This is a genomic window from Micromonospora sp. NPDC047644, from assembly GCF_040704315.1.
Classification (GTDB): Bacteria; Actinomycetota; Actinomycetes; order Mycobacteriales; family Micromonosporaceae; genus Micromonospora.
This window is the reverse complement of sequence record NZ_JBEYSY010000008.1, coordinates 297476-318003: the sequence shown is the minus strand read 5'-3', so window position 1 is coordinate 318003 and position 20528 is coordinate 297476. Positions and strand designations below refer to the sequence as shown.

Below are 20528 nucleotides of genomic sequence, written 5' to 3'. Positions count from 1 at the left end.
CCCGGTGCCGGGTGCGGGGTGGGTCAGCCGGCGTGCTTGCGGCGGGCGGCGGCGCGGCCCCGCTGCTGCTGGTCGAGCACCACCTTGCGGATGCGGACGGCGGTCGGGGTGACCTCGACGCACTCGTCCTCGCGGCAGAACTCCAGGGCCTGCTCCAGGGAGAGCTTGCGCGGCGGGATCAGCTTCTCCGTCTCGTCGGAGGTCGACGCCCGCATGTTGGTGAGCTTCTTCTCCTTGGTGATGTTGACGTCCATGTCGTCGGAGCGGGAGTTCTCCCCGACGATCATGCCCTCGTACACCTCGGTGGTCGGCTCGACGAAGAGCTGGCCGCGCTCCTGAAGGTTGATCATCGCGAAGGCGGTGACCGCGCCGGACCGGTCGGCGACGAGCGAACCGTTGTTGCGGGTCCGCAGCTCACCGAACCACGGCTCGTAGGACTCGAAGACGTGGTGCAGGATGCCGGTGCCCCGGGTGTCGGTGAGGAACTCGGTGCGGAAGCCGATCAGGCCGCGCGCCGGCACCAGCCACTCCATCCGGATCCAGCCGGTGCCGTGGTTGACCAGCTGCTCCATCCGGCCCTTGCGGGTGGCGAGGAGTTGGGTGATCGCGCCCAGGTATTCCTCCGGGGCGTCGATGGTCAATCGCTCGACCGGCTCGCAGGTCTTGCCGTCGATCTCCCGGGTGACCACCTGCGGCTTGCCGACGGTCAGCTCGTAGCTCTCCCGGCGCATCTGCTCGACCAGGATGGCCAGCGCCAGCTCGCCACGGCCCTGCACCTCCCAGGCGTCCGGCCGCTCGGTCGGCAGGACCCGCAGGGACACGTTGCCGATCAGCTCCTTGTCGAGCCGGTCCTTGACCATCCGGGCGGTGACCTTGGAGCCCTTGACCCGCCCGACCAGCGGCGAGGTGTTGGTGCCGATGGTCATCGAGATGGCCGGCTCGTCGACGGTGATCAGCGGCAGCGCCACCGGGTCGTCGACGTCGGCGAGGGTCTCACCGATCATGATCTCGGGGATGCCGGCGACGGCGATGATGTCGCCGGGGCCGGCGGTCTCGGCCGGCTTACGCTCCAGGCCCTCGGTCATCAGCATCTCGGAGATGCGGACCCGCTGGGTGCTGCCGTCGGTGCGGCACCAGGCGACCGTCTGACCCTTGTTGATCGTGCCCTGGCGGACCCGGCACAGCGCCAGCCGGCCGAGGAACGGCGAGGCGTCCAGGTTGGTGACGTGCGCCTGCAACGGCGCGCCGTCCTCGAAGGCGGGTGCCGGGATGGTGTCCAGCAGGGTGCGGAACAGCGGCTCCAGGGAGGTGCTGTCGTCGGGCACCGAGCCGTCGGCGGGCTGGGTCAGCGAGGCGATGCCGTCGCGGGCGCAGGCGTAGACGATCGGGAAGTCGATCTGCTCCTCGTCGGCGTCCAGGTCGAGGAAGAGCTCGTAGGTGTCGTCCACGACCTCCTTGATCCGGGCGTCCGGACGGTCCACCTTGTTGATCACCAGGATGATCGGCATCCGGGCCCGCAGCGCCTTGCGCAGCACGAAGCGGGTCTGCGGCAGCGGGCCCTCACTGGCGTCGACGAGCAGCACCACACCGTCGACCATGGTCAGGCCGCGCTCCACCTCGCCACCGAAGTCGGCGTGGCCGGGGGTGTCGATGATGTTGATGGTGACCGGGTCGGAGCCGTCCGCCGGCAGGTACCGCACACCGGTGTTCTTGGCCAGGATCGTGATGCCCTTTTCCCGCTCCAGGTCACCGGAGTCCATCACCCGCTCGGTGTTCTCGCCGCGTGCGCCGTACGCGCCGGCCTGCCGCAACATGGCGTCGACCAGGGTGGTCTTGCCGTGGTCGACGTGAGCGATGATGGCGACGTTGCGGAGGTCGGTGCGAAGCTGCATACCCTCTATCCTTCCGCCTGCGCTCGCGCAGGCTGCGTCGGGGTCACCCCCAGGTGCCCCTGATCTATGGTGAAACCGCTGTGCCGGTGGTTCCCCGGGCTGGCATGCTGGCTCCCGTGTCCTGGGGGCCTGAGTGCACGACCTGCTGACCTGGGTGCAGGGTCTGCCCACCCTGTGGATCTACCTGGTCGCCGCGCTGATCGTGGCGGGCGAGACCGCGGTGATCTTCGGCCTGCTCGTGCCGGGTGAGGCTACCCTGCTGCTCGTCGGCTTCCTCACCTACAACGGTACCTTGCGGCTCGGGCCGGCGTTGCTCGCGATGATCGTCGCGGCGGTTCTCGGCGATGGGCTGGCCTTTCGGGCCGGACGGCGGTACGGCTCCCGGCTGCGCGCCGGGCTGGGTCACCGGGTCGGGCCGCAGCGGTGGGCCCGCGCCGACGCCATGCTCGCCCGCCTCGGCGGGCGGGGGGTGTTCGCCGCCCGATGGGTGGCTTTCGCCCGGACCCTGGTGCCCCGGCTCGCTGGCGCGGCCGGTATGCCGTACCGGCGGTTCGCCCTCTGGAACCTGGCCGGGGTGGTGACCTGGGTGGGCGGCTCGGTGCTGCTCGGTCACCTCGCCGGTGAGTCGTACGACACGGTGTCCCGGCTTCTGGGCCGGGCCACCGGGGTGGCGTTCCTGCTGCTGGCCGGCCTGGTGGGTGTGGTGCTCGTGGGTCGGTGGCTGGGCCGTAACCCCGACCCGGTGCGCGCGCTGCTGTCCCGGGCCGGCGCACTGCCCCCGGTGCGGTGGCTGACCGCCCGCTACGGGGTGCTGTTCTTCCTGGTGGCCATGCGGATCGGCCCGGCCTGGACGCTGCTGCTCAATCTGGCCGCCGGGTTGCTGCTGCTGTTCGCCGCCGGGCTCGCCATCGCCGGTCTGCTGGCGGTGGCGGTCCGCAACAGTGGGCTGGCCGCGCTGGACGGTGCCATCGCGGCGTGGTTCGCGGCTCGGCGTACCCCGGACGCCGCCGACGCCACACTGGTCGTGGTGTCGGTGGTACGTGGGTCGGTGCTGATCCTGTTGGTGGCGCTGGTGGCGGCGGTGCTGGCGTGGCGCAACCGACCCTGGCGGACGGATCTGCTCAGCGTGGTCGGCACGGCGGGCGCGTTCGTGCCACTGGTGGTGCTGGCCGTGGTGGCCGAACTGACCGGCCCGCACGGAACCGCCCCGGGCGGCGGCGAGGTGGCGGCGCTCTCCACCCAGAGCGCCGTGGTCGCGGCGAGCTTCTGCACCCTGGCGTGGCTGGTGTCGCGCAGCGCCCGCTGGCCGGTGGCGGTGGCTGCCTGGACCGCCGCCGCGGCGGGGCTGCTCGGGATCGGCGGCGCGCGGCTCTATCTCGGACTGGAAACGGCCAGCGGGACGGCCGCGGCGGTGCTGCTCGGGGTGCTCTGGACCGTGGTGTTCATGGTCGCCTGGGCAACGCGGGACCGGGCGGTGGGCAACGGTCAGCCCCCGGTGGACCAGGCCCCCCGGCGCCCCTCGCAGGGGCAACGCCGCCCGGTCGAACCTTGTTAAGGTGCGGCGACAATCACACGGGGGAGGCAACGGCATGGTTCGACGCACCGATCGGCTGGGCGCCGCAGTGCTCGCCGGGCTTCTGTTGGCGAGCGCGCTCGTGGGCTGCGCCGCCGAGGGGGAGAGCCCGCCGGGCCTGGCCGCGCCGGTCGCCATCACCGACGGGCCGACCGATACCCCGTCCGACGAGGTCGACGGGGAGCCGAGCCCGTCGCTGAGCGCCGTGGAATCGATGGGTTCCGCGCCGAGTCGCAGCGCCACCCCGAAGCCGAAGACGCCGACGAAGAAGCCGACCCGGGCGGCGCCGAAGCCGCGCCCGGTGCCGAAGCCGCCCACCGAGACCGAGGTTCCACCGGCGCCGCCGAAGCCGGCGCCGAGTTCCTGCAAGCCCACCTACAAGGGCAGTCAGGCGTCGCGTTCCGCGGTGAAGGCGGCGCTGACGAACGCGGCCAACCGCACCTACTGGCCGGTCTCGGCACCGGACATCACGATCCCGCTCGACCTGCTCAAGGCCACCGCGTGGCAGGAGAGCGGCTGGCAGTCCAACATCTACGCCTGCGACGGCGGGGTCGGGCTGTTGCAGGTGATGCCGGACACCGCGACGTGGATGAACCAGCGGTTCGAGAAGAGCTACAAGATCGACGCGTACCAGGACAACGCCTACCTCGGCGCCACCTACCTGGCCTGGGCGACGAAGTACATCGGCGACATGTACTTCGAGTCCGACTTCCGGCTCGACCCGGCACTGTGCACCAGCGAGCTGAATTCCTGCCTGCTCAACGCCGTCATCGCCGCGTACAACTTCGGGCATGGCGCGGTGGCTCAGGAGGGCGAGCCGCTGACCATTCCCAACCCGTCGTACGTGCGCAACGTGCGGGCACTGATGAACGAGTGCGTCTGCCTGGCGTACTGACCCTCGTCGGGGCCGGGGCGGGTTCGCCGCGGCCCCGACGGGCCGGTCAGTCGTGTGCGGCGACCGGCTCGGGCGAGCGCGCGGCGGCGGCCGGGTCGCGCGTGATGCGACCGGGCCACCAGAAGCGGTCGCCGAGCAGGAACGCCAGCGCCGGCACCAGGACCGTACGGACCAGCAGGGTGTCGAGCAGCACACCGATGCAGACGATGATCCCGATCTGGGTCAGGGTGATCAGCGGCAGCACACCGAGCACGGCGAAGACCGCGGCCAGCAGCACGCCGGCGCTGGTGATCACACCGCCGGTGACCCGCAGGGCGGAGAGCATCCCGGCGCGGGTGCCGGCGCTGCGGGCGTCCTCCCTGGCCCGGGTGACCAGGAAGATGTTGTAGTCCACCCCGAGCGCCACCAGGAACACGAAGGCGAGCAGCAGCACACCGCTGTCCAGCGCCGGGAAGCCCAGCACGTGGTCGAAGAGCAGCCAGGCCGCGCCGAGGCTGGCGAAGTACGAGGCGATCACGGTGAGCACCAGCAGCAGCGGCGAGAGCAGACCGCGCAGCAGCAGCACGAGCACGGCGCCGACCAGCAGCAGGATGATCGGCAGGATGAGCCGCAGGTCCCGGTCGTTGGCCTCGTCGGAGTCGTAGGTGGCGGCCACGGAGCCACCGACGATCGCCCCGGACGGGGCGTCGGCGCCGGCGGCGGCCGGCGGCGCGGAGTCGGGGACGGCGGCGACCGCTACGCGCAGCGCCTCGATCGCGCGGTCCGAGGCGGTGGTGCCGGGTTCGGCGTCGAGGACCACGTCGACCTGGGCGACGGCCGCGCCGGCGTCGCCGGGGCGCGCCGAGGCGACACCGGGTACCGCGCTGGCGGCGTCGGTGACCGCCCGCACCGCCGTCGGGGTGGTGATCACGGCGACGGGCTGGGTGCTGCCGGCGGGGAAGGCCCTGGCCAGGGTCTGCGCGCCGGTCACCGCCTCGGGTTGGGCCCGGAACTGTTCGGTCTCGGACAGGCCGGTGCGGATGCCGAGACCACCCAGCGCCAGGCCGCCGAGCAGCACCGTGGCCAGCGTGGCGACCACCACCGGGCGGCGTTGCACGGCGGCGCCGAGTCGACCCCAGAGCCGACCCTCGCGTGCCGGGCCGCCGACCCGGGGCACGAACGGCCAGAACAGGCCGCGACCGAAGAGCACCAGCACGGCGGGGAGCACGAACAGGGCCGAGAGCATGGCGAAGACCACACCGGTGGCGCAGGCCACGGCCAGCGCCCGGTTGGTCTCCTGTTCACTGAGCAGCAGGGTGAGCACGCCGAGCACGACGGTGCCGCCGCTGGCGAGGATCGGCTCCGCGGTGCGGCGCAACGCGGCGCGCATCGCCGCGAACCGGTCCTCCTCGCGGCGCAGCTCCTCCCGGTAGCGGGCGATGAGCAGCAGCGCGTAGTCGGTGGCGGCGCCGAAGACCAGCACGCTGGCGATGCCGGTGACCTGACCCTGCTGGAGGTTGATGCCGACACCCGGCACGATGACGTCCACGGCGCGCAGGGTGAGCTGCTCGGTGGCGGCGACCACGACCAGCGGCACGATCCACAGGAACGGGCTGCGGTAGGTGATCAGCAGCAGCAGCGCGACCACGGCGGCGGTCACCACCAGCAGGGTGACGTCGGCGCCGTCGAACACCGAGGAGAGGTCGGCGGTGAACGCCGGGGCGCCGGTCACCTCGGCGGTCAGCCCGTCGGGCAGGTCCGCGAGGGTGGCGCGCAGCTGGCTCACCGCGTCGGTGACGACCTCCTGCCCACCGGCGGTGTCCAGCGGCACGGCGACCAGGGCCACCGCGCCGTCCGGGGAGACCTGGGCGGGGCTGACCTGCCCACCCACCGCGAAGCGGCGCAGACCATCGGCGCGAGCGCCGATGGTCGCCCGGTCGGTTTCGCCCAGCGCGCCGCCGTCACCGCGACTGATCACCACGATGGCCGGCTGCACGTCGCTGGAGGGCAGTTGGTCCTGCAGACGTTGCACCTGGGTCGACTGCCACTGCGCGGACAGGCCGGTGGCGGAGACCGGCGCGGGGTTGTCCGGCTGAGGTGTCCCGAAGACGGCCGCGCCCACGACGATCGCGGCGGCCACGGTGAGCCAGGCGGCCAGCCGGCCACGAGCGACTCTGGTGAACACAGACATCAGGTGACCTCAAGGTCTTTCGAAAGCCGAGTATCTTGATGGCCGAGATTATCCGGGGCTGTTCTATGCTGCAACCCGGGGGATCGACGACGGGAAGAGCGGCGCGAGGTGGCGACTCACGGCATGTACCGACGGCGCGACACGCGCCGCGAGCAGCTGGTCGCGGAGATCACCAACAACCTCCGGCGGTACGCGGTGGACGCCCAGCAGGTCGGCCACGCCTTCGCCAACCTGCACGGCCTCAACCCGACCGACCTGCAGGCGTTGATCGCGGTGATGGACGCCGAGCTGCTCGGTGACCCGATCACCCCCGGTCGTCTCGGCGACCAGCTCAACCTCTCCTCCGGCTCGGTCACGGCCCTGATCGACCGGCTGGAACGGGCCGGGCACATCCGCCGCGACCGGGACACCGTCGACCGGCGCAAGGTGCTGCTGCACTACGCCGACCAGGGCGCCGCGCTGGCCATGGAGTTCTTCCGGCCGCTGGGCGCCCGTACCGACACGGTGATGGACCGCTTCAGCGAGGACGAGCTGGAGGTGGTGCACCGGTTCATGGAGGAGATGAGCGAGTCGCTGCGCGGGCACCGCGACGCGGTGCGCGCCACCCGTCCGGAGTCACCCCGCCGCCCGACGGGCTGACCGGTGCCGCACCTCGTCGCCCGCCTCGCCAGCGCCGCGCTGCGCCTACCCCCGACCCGCCCCGGCCCGGTGCGGGTCAGCCGGGACCTCGCGGTACGGGCCCGCGACGGCGTGGTGCTGCGCACCGACCACTACGCCCCGGCCGTCCACGGTGCGCCGACCGTGTTGATCCGCACCCCCTACGGGCGGGGTGGGCCGCTGCGGCTGCTCGGTCGGCTGCTCGCCGCCCGAGGTCGACACGCGGTCATCCAGTCGTGCCGGGGCACCGGCGGCTCCGGTGGAACGTTCGCCCCGCTGGTGCACGAGCGCGACGACGGCGCGGACACGCTGGACTGGCTGCGTCGCCAGCCCTGGTGGTCCGGGCAACTGGGCATGTTCGGGGTCAGCTACCAGGGCTTCGCCCAGTGGGCCCTGGCCGCCGACGCCGACGAGGAACTGCGCGCCATGGTCGCGGTGGTGACCGCCTCGGCCACCCGCGACTCGACGTACGCGGGGGAGTCCTTCGCCCTGGACACCGTGCTCACCTGGGCGGAGCTGCTGCACGCGCAGACCGTGCCGTGGCTGGCCCGGCAGTGGGAACTCAAGCGCGGGCAACCCCGCCTGGCCGCCGCGCTGGAGCACCTCCCCCTGGCCGAGGCCGACCGGGTGGCCACCGGCGTGACCATTCCGTTCTTCCAAGAGTGGCTACGCCACCACACACCGCAGGCCGCGTACTGGCGGACCCGGGTCTTCGCCGACCAGGTCGCGAAGGTGCGGGCACCGGTGGTCATGGTCACCGGCTGGCACGACATCTTCCTGCCCGCCCAGCTCGACGACCACGCCGTGCTGCGCGCCGCCGGCACACCGCCGCGCCTGGTCATCGGCCCCTGGACGCACGGCAGCCCCGGACTGTTCGTGGGCGCGCTGCGCGAGGGGTTGGCCTGGCTCGACGAGCATCTGCCGGCCGTGCCCCGATCGGGCGTACCGGCGGGAGCGGCCCGGCCGCCCGTGCGCATCCACGTCGGCGGCGCCGGTGGCGGTTGGCGGGACCTGCCGGACTGGCCACCCCCGGCGGTCGAGACCGCCTGGCACCTGCAACCCGGTGGCGACGTGGCGGCGCGCCCACCTGTCGTGTCGACTCCGGACGCGCTCCACTACGACCCCGCCGACCCCACCCCGTCACTCGGCGGTCCACTGCTCGTCGCCCAACGGGCCGGCCCGGTCGACAACCGGGGTGTGGAGGCCCGCCCCGACGTGCTGACCTACACCAGCGCCCCGCTGACCGCGCCGGTCGAGGTGATCGGCCCGGTCCGCGCCGAGATCCACCTGCGCAGCGAGCTGCCCTATCTGGACGTCTTCGTTCGTCTGTGCGACGTGGACCGGCGGGGTCGCTCGTGGAACGTGTGCGACGGTCTGGTGCGGGTCACGCCCGAGCACTTCCCGGCCGACCCTTCCGGGGCGCTGCGGATTCCGGTGCCGCTCTGGCCGACCGCGTACCGCTTCGCCGTCGGGCACCGACTGCGGGTGCAGGTCTCCGGCGGCGCCCATCCCCGGTGGGCGCGCAACCCCGGCACCGGAGAACCGCTCGGCTCGGCGGTGACGCTGCGTGCCGGTTGGCGGCAGGTTCTGCACGACCCGGAGCATCCCTCGGCGCTGCTGCTGCCGATCGTCCACTCTGCGCCGCACCAACCTCCAATCTGAACAGACCCCTCCTGAGCTGGGCGTTTACCGAAAACGCGGGCTATGGTGGAGTCAACGCCCGGCGCCGTGCACCAGTAGGCCGGGCTCGCCCGAAGCCCAGCACCGCGTACGCGGTGTGACGTCGTGCCCGGTCCCCGCCTCTCGGAAAGGGGGACCCCATGACCCGGGCCCCGGCTAACCTTCTGGCCGTCCGAAGTCTGCTCCTCACTCACCTCGACAACGCTCCCGGGCCCGACGACCTGGAACCGGGCGAGGTCGGCATCGTCGGCGACTCGGCCCACCGGGGCGGCTACCACTGCGGATCGGACCGGGTGGTCCCCAACGACTACTCGGTGGTCGAGTCGCCCCGGGACCGGGCCGGGCTGACCCTCGACGCGTCGGCGCTGGACGTCGGCCAGTTCGATGTCCGTTCCGGTGGCCGATCGAACACCCTGCCCAGCTTCTCGGTCTGGTGCGTCGCGCAGTGCGTCGCGAACGCGGCCGACACCCGGGACATCCGGGAGATCATCTACAGCCCCGACGGCAGCACGGTGAAGCGGTGGGATCGCCTCGGCAAGCGCACCACCGGCGACAGCTCACACCGCTGGCACACCCACTTCAGCTTCTTCCGTGACGCCATCAGGGCGGGCCGCGACCAGCGACCCCTGTTCCGCCGCTACCTCAGTTCCATCGGACTCCTGGAGGACGACGACATGACCCCCGAAGAGCACAATTGGCTGGCCACCGTCCACAAGAACCTCACCGTCCTGGACGGCCGCAACCCGATCGGGCAGATCTACACCCGGATGGCGATGGGTGAGGACGCCACCGTGCCGAACTTCCGGCCGGCCCACCCGACCCTGAAGTCGCTCGGCTTGCAGGTCACCGCCCTGCAGGCCGCGCTGACGGAGTTGTCCAACCGGGACTTCACCGACGAGGAGGCGATCATCCAGGGCGTGCTGGCCGGGCTGACGCCGGAGGAGATCGCCGCCGCGATCCCGCCCACGATCGCCAAGCAGGTCGCCGACGAGTTGGCCCGCCGGCTCGTCGCCTGAGCGAGGGGCGGCTCGTAGCCGCCGGGCCGCCCCTCTTGACGCAATCCGCAACGACTGTTGGGCAACAAACATTGCGCAACAGTCGTTGTGGATGTCAGGCTGTCGGAATGAACAGCCCCGACGTACGCCAGATCACCGACTCCCGGGTGCTGGCCGCCATGTCCCACCCGCTGCGCCGCCGGCTGATGGACGTGTTCAAGGTCCACGGGCCCTCCACCGTCGGCTTGCTCGCCGAGCGCACCGACCAGGCCCCCGCGAACGTCAGCCACCACCTCAAGGTCCTCGCCGCCGCCGACCTGGTCGCCGAGGCGCCCGAGCTGGCCCGGGACCGGCGCGAGCGGTGGTGGCGCCTGGTGACCCGCAGGCTGAGCTGGTCCAATGCCGACTTCGACGCCGACCCGGCCTCCCGCGCCGTCGCCGACGCCGCCACCTCGCTCAACCTGGACCGGCACGTCGCCCTGGCCCGGGCCTGGCACGCCGCCGACGAGGGCACCCAGGCCACCTGGAACGACGCGCCGTTCTCCACCGACCACTGGCTGAGCCTCACGCCGCAGGAGTTGGCCGAGCTGAGTCGCGAGGTTGTCGAGGTCCTCGGCCGCTGGGCCGACCGGGAGCCACCCGACGACGACGCCGACCGCAGGCCGGTCTTCGTGTTCGTCCACGGCGTACCGGCCCGACCGTGACCGTCACCACCCACCGCGACGACACCGACGTCCGGCCGACCGGAGGGCTGCTGCGGCACCGCGACTTCCGGCTGCTCTGGGCCGGCCAGGCGGTCAGCAGCGTCGGCAGCAACGTCACCACCGTCGCGCTGCCCCTGGTCGCGGTGGCCGTTCTCGATGCCGGCACCTTCCAGGTGGCGGTGCTCACCGCGGCGGCCTGGCTGCCCTGGTTGCTGATCGGCCTGCCGGCCGGCGCGTGGGTCGACCGGCTGCCCCGCCGACCGGTGATGGTGATCTGCGACCTGCTCTGCGCGGTGGCCTTCCTCAGCGTGCCGCTGGCTGCCGTGCTGGACCGGCTCACCGTCGCGCACCTGCTGGCGGTGGCCCTCAGCGCGGGCGCCGCGCGGGTCTTCTTCGAAACCGCCGACCAGGTCTACCTGCCGGTGCTGCTGCGACCCGGGCAACTGCCGGAGGGCAACGCCAAGCTCCAGGCGACCCAGACCGTGAGCTACGTCGTCGGACCCGGCCTCGCCGGTCTGATCGCCCAACTCGTCGGCGCCGTCGCCGCGCTGCTGCTGGACGCGCTCACCTTCCTGCTCTCCGCGATGTTCCTGTTGCGCATCCGCACCCACGAACCACGCCCACGACCCTCGCAGCGGTCCCGGTCGCTGCGCCGGGACATCACCGAGGGGCTGCGCTTCGTCATCAGGGACCCGTACCTGCGGGTGCTGACGCTCTTCGGCGCGGCCAGCAACATCGGGCTGACCGGCTACCAGGCCGTCCTGGTGGTTTTCCTGGTCCGCGAACTGCGTCTCGAACCGGGCCTGGTGGGTGGGCTCGTCGGGGTGATGAGCGCCGGCGGGATCATCGGCGCGCTGCTCGCCACCACGGTGGCCCGGCGCTGCGGCACCGCACGGGCGGTGCTGATCGCGGCGGCGCTCACCGGACCGCCCGCGCTGCTCATCCCGCTCGCCGCGCCCGGCGTCGGGCTGGCCTGGCCGGCCCTCGGTGGCCTGCTGATCGGTCTCGGGGTGGCCATCGGCAACGTGGTCAAGGGCGCCTTCCGGCAGACCTACACGCCGCACCACCTGCTGGGCCGGGTGACGGTGAGCATGCATCTGCTCAACTACGGCACGATCCCGCTGGCGGCCGTGCTGGCCGGTGCCATCGGCGCACGATACGGCGTCGAGACGGCAATTGTCGTGATGACCGCCTGGCTGGCGCTCACCCCGTTGATTCTGCTTGTCGGACCAATCCGAAGGCGGCGGGACCTGCCCGCCGCCCCGGTGGCGTCTTGAGTGCGCTGCGACGGCGGCCGGAAGACCGGCCGCCGTCACCGGCACGGAGCTACATCGGGCGGACGTTGTCCGCCTGCGGACCCTTCTGCCCCTGGGTCACCTCGAACTCGACCTTCTGGCCCTCGTTGAGCTCCCGGTAGCCGCTCGAAGCGATGGCGGAGTAGTGGACGAACACGTCCGGCCCTCCACCGTCCTGCTCGATGAAGCCGAAGCCCTTTTCCGAGTTGAACCACTTAACCGTGCCGGTTGCCATGCATCTCTCCCTGTTCAAAGCGGCTGACCCTCGGCCTCTGGCCGATGATCGCCCGTACCTGTCCGACAGTAACGGGCAAAACCCCGATCCGCTGGCCGAAGTGCCGTAGGTATTTGACCGAACTCGGGTGAACTCTGCGCGGCGGCATGCGAAACCCGCCCCGACCCACCGCCGCTGCGGCATGCTTGCGCCGATGAGGGATGCCGCAGCCGACGCGATGACCGAGCTGGAACGCGAGATCCACGCGCCCGGTGCTGGTCTGGACCGGCTCCGGTTGGTGCCCGCCCCGTTCGTCCCCGAGGTGCGGCTGCACCTGGCCGAGGACGCGATCGTCTGGTGGGCCCGGATGGAGGCCGCCGCCGGACGCGCGCTGCCGGCGCCGTACTGGGCGTCGGCATGGGCCGGGGGACAGGCCCTGGCCCGCCACCTCCTGGACCACCCGGAGCTGGCCGCCGGCCGCCGGGTGCTCGACCTCGCCGCCGGGTCCGGGCTGGTAGCCATCGCCGCCGCGCTCGCCGGCGCCGCGGAGGTGACCGCCAACGACATCGACCCGTACGCCGTCGCCGCCGTCACCCTCAACGCGCGGGCCAACCACGTCGCCGTCGACGCCACCGGGGACGACCTGCTCGACAGCACCGAAGCGAAGGTCGACCTGGTCGTCGCCGGAGACGTCTTCTACGACCGCGCGATGGCCGACCGGATACTGCCCTTCCTGCAGCGGGTCGCCGCGGCGGGCGCCGACGTGCTGGTCGGCGACCCCGGCCGCGGACACCTGCCGACAGACCGCCTGACCGTGCTGGCCGACTACCCGGTACCCACCACCTCCACCGAACCGTCGGTCGACTCGTCGCTACGCCACGTGCAGGTGCTGCGCCCCGCCTGAGGCGCACCCCCGACTCAGGGGCGACCCCGAGGTGGATACCAGGGGTCAGTGGGGGCTACGACCGGATGTCCGAAGTGGCACCACGGCCATAGCGTCGACGCATGACGCAATGGCTGGCCCAGATCGGAGAACTACCGATTGTGCTGCTGATGGGTGCGCTCGGGCTCGTCATGCTCTTCGACGCCGTACCCCTGCTGGGTGTCCTCGTTCCCGGCGACGTCGCGATCCTCGCCGCCGTCGGCGTCGGCCGCCCGAGCACCGGGCTGGCCACCTTCACCGCGGTGCTGATCGGTTGCCTGGCCGGCTGGTCACTGAGCTTCCTGATCGGCCGTCGCTACTCCGACCGCCTGCGCGACAGCCGCATCGGTGGCTGGATCGGCGAGGCGCGCTGGACAGCGGCCGAAGGAATCCTGCGTCGAGGCGGCGGCCGCATGATGGTGGTCGCGCCGTTCCTGCCGGTCTTCAACGCGCTACTGCCACTGGCCGCCGGCGGGCTGCGGATGTCGTACCGCCGATTTCTCGGCTGCGCGACGATCGGCGCGGCCGCCTGGGCCGGTCTCTACCTCGCCCTGGGCACCGCGTCGCGGTCGGTGGCCGCGCTGCTGCCGGGCGACCCCAGCCCACTGCTGGTGACGATGGGGGTCGGGCTGGTGCTGGCGTCGGTCGCGTTGCTGGGGGCGCGGCGGCGGTTGTTCGCCGTCGTCGGCTGAGGGGTCGTTCGTTGCTGGGGGGCGCGGGCTGGGGGGCGCGGGCCGGGGGCGGGGCGGGGGGGGTTAGTGGTGGGTTGGTGTGGGGTCTGGTGCTGGTGCGCCTTCGTAGAGCGCAACGTAGAGCCGGCGCAGCTCGTCGCCCTCGGCGCCGAGGGCGGCGAGGTTGAGGGTGTTGTGTTCGACGCCCAACGTCTCCGGCAGGGTGCACACCCGCAGCGGTGACGCGTTCGCGTCGGCGATCCGGCGCGGCACGTCGACCGCCGCCCTGAGGTCCACCACACCGTCGAGCGGGCTGATCACGACCGCCGCGCTCCGCAGACCGGTCCGCCGCGGCGGCTTCGGCAGAGTACGCGCGATCGTCAGGTACTGGGTGACGGCGGCGAGGGAGTATCCCCGCGACGTGACGCGATCCCGCAGAACGCGACGCCCGTACAGCGTGATGAGCGGTTTCACCGCGTAGGCCGGTGCCTGTCGCGGATTCGGAGCAAAGAACGGCGACAGCAACAGCAGATGCCGTACGACGTTTCCGGGCACCTGGGCCAGCCAGGCGGCCAGCACGGCGCCCCCGGAGATCCCCACGACGCCGACCTCGTCTCCCAGCGCCGCCGCGACAGCCCACCCCTGCGCGGCGTACCTCGTCAGCTCATCGGCCTCGACCCGGTGGTGGGCCCGCCGGTCGACGGTCCCGTGCTGGGGCGCCCGAGGAACCCAGACGTTGTACCCACTGTCGAAGAACTCCTCGGCCAGCCGTTCGTACTGCTCGGGCGCGAGGGTGTACCCGTGCAACAGCAGCACGGCCCGGCCGGTACGGGAACCGTGGCTCAGCAGGCGACTGCGCGACTCCGGTCGCACCTCCGGATCGGCCGTCTCGGCGGCGATGATGGCCGCGGCGGCACGGGTGGCCGTGTCGAAGTCGAGCGGTCGGGCCGGCGCGATCCGTAACCCACGGCGGCCCACCGGCCAGAGGTAGAGCCCGGCGACCGCCGCCACGACGAGCACCAACCCGCCGACGAGGAGCGCGATGATCTCCGGCATGGTCAGATGCTGACAGGGGCCGCGCTCGACGCCGGCTGAGGGGGTGCGCCCGGGTGACCGGGCGCACCCGGTCAGCTATTCGGTGGTGTTCGGCGGCGCGAAGACGACCCGGGTGCGCAGCTGCCGAAAGCCGGTCCGCTCCAACTCCGCCAGCACCGCCACCCGATGGGCGTCAACGTCGGCGATGACCTCGCGGGCACCGCCGGCGGCCAGGACCCGGACCGCCTCGGCCAGCAGTTCGGGCCGGGCGGCCTCGTCGAGCAGGCCGAGGTAGGCGAGCAGGGGGTAGCAGGCGTCTCCGGCCGTTCCGGCCAGGCCCACCGGCTCACCGGCGTCCACCGCGACGCGCCACTCCTCGGTCTTGTCGCCCAGCCAGGCCAGCGGGTCGGTGGCCAGGTCGACGCCGCCGACCGCTAGTGCGTTCTCGACGCCGGTCAGCACGTCCGGCTCGGCGATCCGGGCGACCAGGGCGTTGATCTCCGCCACGTCGACGGGCGGACGGAAGTCGTACCGATTGGAGGATGCCGGCAGGGGGGTGCCCGTCCAGGAGCAGCGGAGCCGCTCCCCCCGCTCGACCAGCCCGGCCAGGCGGGCGGCCGCCATGGGCGCCCGCACCACGGCCAGCACCTCGGGCCGACGCCGCCAGTGCGCCGGCAGCGCGGCGTAGTACAGACCGGGACCGCCCAGCGCCTCGTGGGCGGCGCGCAGCAGCTCGGCGCCCACCTCCGGCTCGGCGTCCAGGTCGAACCGTTCCAGCCACGGGGCACCGATGGCACCCGGTGGGAGGACCCAGGCGGCCCGACCGACCACCCGGCCGGCACGCAGCGCGACCCAGGTGGTCTCGGGACGGTATCCGCCACCGGCGATCCCGTCGGCGTACGCGACCTGGCGCAGGTGGGGCAGCGGGTCGGGCATGGAGTCGAACAGGTTTTCCTCGCCCGCGACGAGCGGGCGGATGACCAGATCAGTCATGGGTTGGTCCTCCGGGAAGCGCGCGCCCCGGGTCAGATCCGCGCGGACGCCGGAGCGCGGAGGGGGCGCAGAACATCGGACATCGTTCTGACCTCCTTCCCACTCGACGGCGTGCCCGACGACCATACGCGGGGTGGCCGCCGACCCGCAATGACATGTCACAGCGTCGGGTTGGTCTCCGACCCACGCTTGTGGGCCCGCTGGTCGAACACGGTGATGCCGGCCAGGATGACCGCCGCGGATGCCGCCACCGCGACCGGCGGGAGGAACACCATCACCGGGGCAGCCACGACAAGTGCCGCCGCACCCAGGAACAGCGCCCGACAGCGCGGCGCGATCCGGCTGTCCTGCTCCAGGAAACTCCGCCCGATCAGGAACAGCACCGGGCCGCCGAAGACGATGGCCACCAGCGCCCAGTCGATCGGCGGGTGCGGATCCTCGATGATCTGTCCGAAGCCCACGGCGGTGCAGATGATGCCACCGACGATCAACAGCAGGCTGTAGCTCGCCCAGCGCGACAGTTGGATCCCCTCCCCACTCGGGGTCGCGGCGTGACCGGACCTGACGTGGTAGAAGTAGATCCGCCAGAACGAGACCACCGCCACGAACGAGGCGACGAGGGTGATCGTTCCCTCGGTGGAGAAGCCCGGGAAGCTGACCGCGGCACCGGCTTCGAGCACCACCTCGGCGAGAGCGATCATGAAGAACTGGTTGTACCGCTCGGCGAGGTGCGCCTGCGAGACGGTGACCCCCAGGGAGGTGAGCTGCGGCCCGCCCATCCGGGGCAAGGGGTACGTGGTGGCGGCGCCGATCATCTCGATGGCGAGAGCGATGGTCCAGAAGATGCCCCGACCGAGACCGCCACTGATGCCGCCACTGATCCAGAGCACGCCGGACGCCACGTGCCAGGTCAGCACCCGGAGCGAGAACGTGTGCACCACGTGGCCCCGCAAGGCGAACGCCAGGAAGAGCGGTCGGCCGACCTGGATGACCACGTAGGTGCAGGCGAAGATCACGCCACGTTGGCCGAACGCCTGCGGCAAGGTGACCGCCAGCACGAGGGTGCCGAACATCGTCGCCAGCAGGACGGCTTGCAGGTCGGGGCGTCGGGGGTCGTAGGTGCTCGCCAGCAGGGCGTTGAGCGACCAGATCATCCACATCGCTGTGAAGAACAGGACGGTCTGGCCCGCCTCGGACAGCAGCGTCTGCCGGACGATGGTCAGGTCGTCGGCGACCCGCCCGGCGAGGCGGGCCAGCGCGAAGACGTAGACGATGTCGAAGAGCAGTTCCAGGACGGTCGCCGAGTTCGGGCTCCTGCTGTCCCCGAGACCACGGAAGAACTCGGCGCGCCTCAGCACGGACGTCGGGACAGCTCAGCCGGCCAGGGCCGCCGGCACGGGCACCCCATGCTGGTGACCCTGCTGGCCTGCCATCGTCCCCGAGCCTCCCTCGTCTACCGGTCCGCTATCTGCGTACTTTATCCATCTTTAACAGACCTTCGCCGCCGATGGCGGATACCGGGTCGGCGGTACGCCGGATCATCTGCGCCGTCACCCTGCGGTACGAGCCGGGGTCGACGGGGAACAACCACTGCCGCGCCCGGGTCAGCGGGCCCACGTTGAGCCCCAACTCGTCGAGCACCTCGTCGACGTTGTGCATCGAGAACGGGATGATGTTCGTGCCCCGGGCGTGCCGTCCGTTGGTGCGCTTCGTCATCCAGAACAGTCGGGCGCGCACCTCGTCGCGCATCTGAACCTCGGTCGGCAGTGTGATGCCACCCCGCAGGTACGCGGCCGTCCAGACCGCCGCCACCTCCGCGCTGAGCGGGCTGAAGAACGACGAGTTGTAGCCGGCGAACGTCAGCCGAGGCACGCCGATCGGAAGGATCTGTCGGTAGAGCATGAAGTTGCCGGCGTCGTCCTGAAGCCGGGCGTGCAACGCGTCGTCGAAGAACGGCACGTGCTGGCGGAAGCCCGTACCGCAGATCACCAGGTCGGCGGGGAGCACCGTGCCGTCGGCCAGGCGCGCGGCGGGCCGGCCCCCGTCGACCAGCAACTCGGTGATCACCTGTTCCCGGTGTACGGCGATGCGGCCGTCGGCGATCCGCTCGAAGAAGCCCTCGGTGGCGAGGCTGACCGTGCTGCGGGCGATGTCCTCGAAGCTCCCGTTGGGTACGAGACCCAGCTCGCGCAGCTTGAACTGCCGCGTCGCGACCGAGCCGACGCTGTCGACCATCCGTTGGCGCAGCCCGTTCCCCGGGCCGTGCAGGAACCGCTCGAAGCCCTTCAGGTGCAGGTAACGGAAGAGCGCCTCACCCATCCGGGTGAGCAGCAGGTACTTGTAGTTGAGCGCTCCACCGAGCTTGCGGGGCATCTTCCAGAGCAGTTCGCGCGCCACCACGTGGGTCTGGGCGGCGACCTCGCTCACCGGGACCGCCACGTCGCAGGACGACTTGCCGTACCCGACCACGAGGACGTTCCTGCCCCGGGCCGCCTCGATGTCGTGGAACTCCCCCGTCGCCAGGACGCGCCCTCCGGCAGCCGCGAAGCTCGCCTGCCCGTCGAAGGACGGAACGAACGGATCCGAGAAGATGCCGTTGGCGACGATCAGGTGGTCGTACCGTTCCACGGTCAGCGGGTCCGGGGCGCCCGCCGGCCGCGAGGTCACCAGCCACCCGGTCTCGTCGTTGACCAGCTCGGCCGAGGCGACCTCCGTGGACAGGCGCAGCGCGTTGGCCAGCCCGAACTTCTCCACGTAGCTCTCCAGGTACCGCTGGACCTGCTCACCCGAGGGCCACTGCGGGTAGTCGGCGGGCATCGGCAGGTCGGAGAGGTGGTAGGTGCCCTTGTCGTTCTGGGTGTGCAGGCCGGGGTATCGCCGGGTACGACTCCACACCCCGCCGACGTCGGGCGCGCGCTCGAACACTGTGACGTCGAATCCGCTCTGCCGCAGCACCTTGGCTGCGCTGACACCGGCGAATCCGGCGCCGACGACGGCAATCCTCATGATCTCCTCCACCGGGTGAACCGCCGCCGAACACCACGCCAGCGGTGGTCGCACGCTAACGAGCGATCCCGGAAGGTCGCTATCCGCGCCGCGCAGCCGATATCCGCCGTACGCTGTCGCGCCCGTTCTGCTGTCGGGTCGACGGCACTCCGGTCCGTGTCGGCCCGGTCACGCCTTAGGGTCGGCGCATCGGGACGCCCGGAGGTGTCGGATGGACGCGGTGACGGTCCGCACGGACGACGTCGACCGGGCTCGCGCCGAGGTGGGCCGGGTCTTCTGTCCGCACCGGCTCACCCCGGAGGCGGGCGTACGCAACGTCCACCTGCGGATGGCGGCCCGCCGGGCGGGTGCGGTCGGCATCATCGACCTCGACTACGGGCAGGCGGTGCGCATCCAACCGCCCGCGCTGGAGACGTTCTACCTCGTCCAGATCCCCGCCGCCGGGAGCACGCTGGTCCGGCACGCCGGTCAGACCGTGACCTCGACCCCCGACGTCGCCTCGGTGCTGTCCCCGTACGACTCCTCGGACATGCGCTGGTCCGAGGGGTCACCACACCGGATCTTCTACGCCGACCGGCGAGCCGTCGACCGGGAACTCGCCCGCCTGCTGGGCCGCCCGGTGGACGAACCGATCCGCCTCGACGCCGGCATGGTGATGACCACGCCAACCGCGCAGGCGTGGGCGCGCGGGGTGACGTTCCTCGCCGACGAGCTGTCGCGGCCGGCGGACGCGTCCCTGTTCGACAATCCGCAGGTCGCCGACCGTTTCGCGGAAGGGCTGATCGGAAAACTGCTGCTCGCCCACCGGCACAGCCACTCCGACCTGCTGACGGAGCCGGCCCACCACCCCAACCCGGGGCGGCTCGTCCGGCGCGCCTGCGCCCTGATCGCCGATCACCACAGCGAGGCGCTGACCGTCGGTGACATCGCGGAGGCGCTGCGGGTGAGCGTCCGCAGCTTGCAGGACTGCTTCCGCCGCGAGCTGCGGACCACCCCGACCGCGTACCTGCGGGCCTGCCGCCTCGACGCGGCCCACCGCACGCTCCGCTCGGCCGCGCCGGGCACATCCGTGACCACGGTCGCGCTCCAGCACGGCTTCCTCCACCTCGGCCGGTTCGCGACCGAGTATCGGAGTCGGTTCGGTGAGCCGCCGTCCGCGACCCTTCGGCGCTGACCAGGCCGTCGCGCGTCGTGCCGTCCCGGGCGTGGGACCACTGTCGGCGGGTCCTGTGCTATTACCGACGCACCTGCCTTGCGACACCCCCGTGTGAGCGTCAACGCTGACCGGACACCGAACAACCCGCGAAGGATACGACGATGCCGGCAAGCCTCAGCCCGACCGACTCGGAGTTCCTCGGCCGGGCGATCGAGATCTCGCGATACGCACTCGAAGACGAAGGAAAGACCCCATTCGGCGCCATCGTCGTCATCGGCACGACGGTCATCGCCGAAGGCACCAGCAGCGTGGTCGAATCACGGGACCCGACCGCGCACGCCGAGGTCATGGCCCTCCGTGCGGCCGGCAGGAAGCTTCAGCGCCACCTCATGCCCGACGCCACCATGTACGCCAGCAGTGAGCCGTGCCCGATGTGCCTGGTCGCCTGCTACTGGGCGCAGATTCCACGGCTCGTCTGCGGCGCTTCGAGTCACGATGTCGGCACCTACGGATTCGAGGACCTTCAGCTCTACCGCGAACTGACCGTCGAATCCACCCAGCGCACCCTGCGCGTCGAGACCGCAGAGGGCCCGCTCCACGACCAGGCCGCCGCAGTGCTGAAGTCATGGGCGGCCCAGTTTCCGCAACCGGTCGTCCCGAAGTTGTGACC

General features: G+C 71.7%; 18 protein-coding genes. 11 read left to right on the top strand and 7 right to left on the bottom strand.

Annotated elements, in window-relative coordinates:
* Nucleotides 1-23: 23 nt before the first annotated feature.
* Nucleotides 24-1892 carry a translational GTPase TypA gene (gene typA, locus AB0877_RS15935; protein WP_366609392.1) on the bottom strand — a complete coding sequence of 623 codons (1869 nt, stop codon included), beginning with the start codon at nt 1890-1892 and terminating at the stop codon, nt 24-26.
* Nucleotides 1893-2025: 133 nt separating this feature from the next.
* Here typA and AB0877_RS15930 point away from each other — a divergent pair, with 133 nt between their 5' ends.
* Both AB0877_RS15930 and AB0877_RS15925 read left to right on the top strand, forming a co-directional pair.
* Nucleotides 2026-3447, top strand: a complete 1422-nt coding sequence (locus AB0877_RS15930; RefSeq protein WP_366609390.1) for a DedA family protein — start codon at nt 2026-2028, stop codon at nt 3445-3447.
* Between the two features lie 34 nt (nt 3448-3481).
* The gene (locus AB0877_RS15925; protein WP_366609388.1) at nt 3482-4360 is read left to right on the top strand and encodes a lytic transglycosylase domain-containing protein; all 879 of its coding nucleotides are present in this window, start codon (nt 3482-3484) and stop codon (nt 4358-4360) included.
* A gap of 46 nt (nt 4361-4406) precedes the next feature.
* On the opposite strand, the gene AB0877_RS15920 is transcribed toward AB0877_RS15925, so the two are convergent.
* On the bottom strand, nt 4407-6530 hold the full coding sequence (locus tag AB0877_RS15920) for an efflux RND transporter permease subunit (protein ID WP_366609386.1): 2124 nt from the start codon (nt 6528-6530) through the stop codon (nt 4407-4409).
* Nucleotides 6531-6653: 123 nt separating this feature from the next.
* Here AB0877_RS15920 and AB0877_RS15915 point away from each other — a divergent pair, with 123 nt between their 5' ends.
* The 5 genes from AB0877_RS15915 to AB0877_RS15895 all read left to right on the top strand — a co-directional run bounded on the left by AB0877_RS15915 (nt 6654) and on the right by AB0877_RS15895 (nt 11843).
* Nucleotides 6654-7169 carry a MarR family transcriptional regulator gene (locus AB0877_RS15915; protein WP_366609384.1) on the top strand — a complete coding sequence of 172 codons (516 nt, stop codon included), beginning with the start codon at nt 6654-6656 and terminating at the stop codon, nt 7167-7169.
* Between the two features lie 3 nt (nt 7170-7172).
* Nucleotides 7173-8849 (top strand): CocE/NonD family hydrolase, encoded by a 1677-nt coding sequence (locus AB0877_RS15910; protein WP_366609382.1) that lies wholly within the window; start codon nt 7173-7175, stop codon nt 8847-8849.
* 158 nt (nt 8850-9007) lie between these two features.
* Entirely contained in the window at nt 9008-9883 is an 876-nt protein-coding gene (locus tag AB0877_RS15905; protein ID WP_366609381.1) for a hypothetical protein, read from the top strand.
* A gap of 107 nt (nt 9884-9990) precedes the next feature.
* Entirely contained in the window at nt 9991-10566 is a 576-nt protein-coding gene (locus tag AB0877_RS15900) for a helix-turn-helix domain-containing protein (RefSeq protein ID WP_366609379.1), read from the top strand.
* Entirely contained in the window at nt 10563-11843 is a 1281-nt protein-coding gene (locus tag AB0877_RS15895) for an MFS transporter (protein WP_366609377.1), read from the top strand. Before AB0877_RS15900 ends, AB0877_RS15895 begins: the two co-directional genes overlap by 4 nt.
* Before the next feature lie 49 nt (nt 11844-11892).
* Here the strand turns inward: AB0877_RS15895 and AB0877_RS15890 are convergent, their stop codons facing one another.
* The gene (locus AB0877_RS15890) at nt 11893-12096 is read right to left on the bottom strand and encodes a cold-shock protein (RefSeq protein ID WP_007462771.1); all 204 of its coding nucleotides are present in this window, start codon (nt 12094-12096) and stop codon (nt 11893-11895) included.
* Nucleotides 12097-12289: 193 nt separating this feature from the next.
* On the opposite strand from AB0877_RS15890, the gene AB0877_RS15885 reads away from it, so the two are divergent.
* Together AB0877_RS15885 and AB0877_RS15880 are read left to right on the top strand one after the other, a co-directional pair.
* A complete protein-coding gene (locus AB0877_RS15885; RefSeq protein ID WP_366609375.1) occupies nt 12290-12979 on the top strand; it encodes a 50S ribosomal protein L11 methyltransferase in 690 nt (229 codons plus the stop codon).
* Between the two features lie 101 nt (nt 12980-13080).
* A complete protein-coding gene (locus AB0877_RS15880; protein WP_366609373.1) occupies nt 13081-13689 on the top strand; it encodes a VTT domain-containing protein in 609 nt (202 codons plus the stop codon).
* A gap of 63 nt (nt 13690-13752) precedes the next feature.
* Here AB0877_RS15880 and AB0877_RS15875 read toward each other — a convergent pair whose 3' ends face one another.
* The 4 genes from AB0877_RS15875 to AB0877_RS15860 all read right to left on the bottom strand — a co-directional run bounded on the left by AB0877_RS15875 (nt 13753) and on the right by AB0877_RS15860 (nt 18702).
* Nucleotides 13753-14724 carry an alpha/beta fold hydrolase gene (locus AB0877_RS15875; RefSeq protein WP_366609371.1) on the bottom strand — a complete coding sequence of 324 codons (972 nt, stop codon included), beginning with the start codon at nt 14722-14724 and terminating at the stop codon, nt 13753-13755.
* A 75-nt stretch (nt 14725-14799) separates the two neighbouring features.
* A complete protein-coding gene (locus AB0877_RS15870; RefSeq protein WP_366609369.1) occupies nt 14800-15696 on the bottom strand; it encodes an acetyltransferase in 897 nt (298 codons plus the stop codon).
* Between the two features lie 158 nt (nt 15697-15854).
* Nucleotides 15855-17054, bottom strand: a complete 1200-nt coding sequence (locus AB0877_RS15865; protein ID WP_366609368.1) for a low temperature requirement protein A — start codon at nt 17052-17054, stop codon at nt 15855-15857.
* A 106-nt stretch (nt 17055-17160) separates the two neighbouring features.
* Complete coding sequence (locus tag AB0877_RS15860) at nt 17161-18702, bottom strand: NAD(P)/FAD-dependent oxidoreductase (RefSeq protein ID WP_366609367.1); 1542 nt, start codon at nt 18700-18702, stop codon at nt 17161-17163.
* A gap of 211 nt (nt 18703-18913) precedes the next feature.
* Between AB0877_RS15860 and AB0877_RS15855 the strand changes: the two genes are divergently transcribed.
* Nucleotides 18914-19876, top strand: a complete 963-nt coding sequence (locus tag AB0877_RS15855; protein ID WP_366609366.1) for an AraC family transcriptional regulator — start codon at nt 18914-18916, stop codon at nt 19874-19876.
* Between the two features lie 143 nt (nt 19877-20019).
* Nucleotides 20020-20526, top strand: a complete 507-nt coding sequence (locus AB0877_RS15850; protein ID WP_366609364.1) for a nucleoside deaminase — start codon at nt 20020-20022, stop codon at nt 20524-20526.
* Nucleotides 20527-20528: the final 2 nt, after the last annotated feature.

Coding starts and splice junctions, on each gene's coding strand:
- AB0877_RS15920 (WP_366609386.1), bottom strand. CDS start 6,530: ATGTCTGTGTTCACCAGAGTCGCTCGTGGCCGGCTGGCCGCCTGGCTC.
- AB0877_RS15880 (WP_366609373.1), top strand. CDS start 13,081: ATGACGCAATGGCTGGCCCAGATCGGAGAACTACCGATTGTGCTGCTG.
- AB0877_RS15890 (WP_007462771.1), bottom strand. CDS start 12,096: ATGGCAACCGGCACGGTTAAGTGGTTCAACTCGGAAAAGGGCTTCGGC.
- typA (WP_366609392.1), bottom strand. CDS start 1,892: ATGCAGCTTCGCACCGACCTCCGCAACGTCGCCATCATCGCTCACGTC.
- AB0877_RS15885 (WP_366609375.1), top strand. CDS start 12,290: ATGAGGGATGCCGCAGCCGACGCGATGACCGAGCTGGAACGCGAGATC.
- AB0877_RS15850 (WP_366609364.1), top strand. CDS start 20,020: ATGCCGGCAAGCCTCAGCCCGACCGACTCGGAGTTCCTCGGCCGGGCG.
- AB0877_RS15860 (WP_366609367.1), bottom strand. CDS start 18,702: ATGAGGATTGCCGTCGTCGGCGCCGGATTCGCCGGTGTCAGCGCAGCC.
- AB0877_RS15925 (WP_366609388.1), top strand. CDS start 3,482: ATGGTTCGACGCACCGATCGGCTGGGCGCCGCAGTGCTCGCCGGGCTT.
- AB0877_RS15875 (WP_366609371.1), bottom strand. CDS start 14,724: ATGCCGGAGATCATCGCGCTCCTCGTCGGCGGGTTGGTGCTCGTCGTG.
- AB0877_RS15900 (WP_366609379.1), top strand. CDS start 9,991: ATGAACAGCCCCGACGTACGCCAGATCACCGACTCCCGGGTGCTGGCC.
- AB0877_RS15855 (WP_366609366.1), top strand. CDS start 18,914: ATGGACGCGGTGACGGTCCGCACGGACGACGTCGACCGGGCTCGCGCC.
- AB0877_RS15905 (WP_366609381.1), top strand. CDS start 9,008: ATGACCCGGGCCCCGGCTAACCTTCTGGCCGTCCGAAGTCTGCTCCTC.
- AB0877_RS15915 (WP_366609384.1), top strand. CDS start 6,654: ATGTACCGACGGCGCGACACGCGCCGCGAGCAGCTGGTCGCGGAGATC.
- AB0877_RS15870 (WP_366609369.1), bottom strand. CDS start 15,696: ATGACTGATCTGGTCATCCGCCCGCTCGTCGCGGGCGAGGAAAACCTG.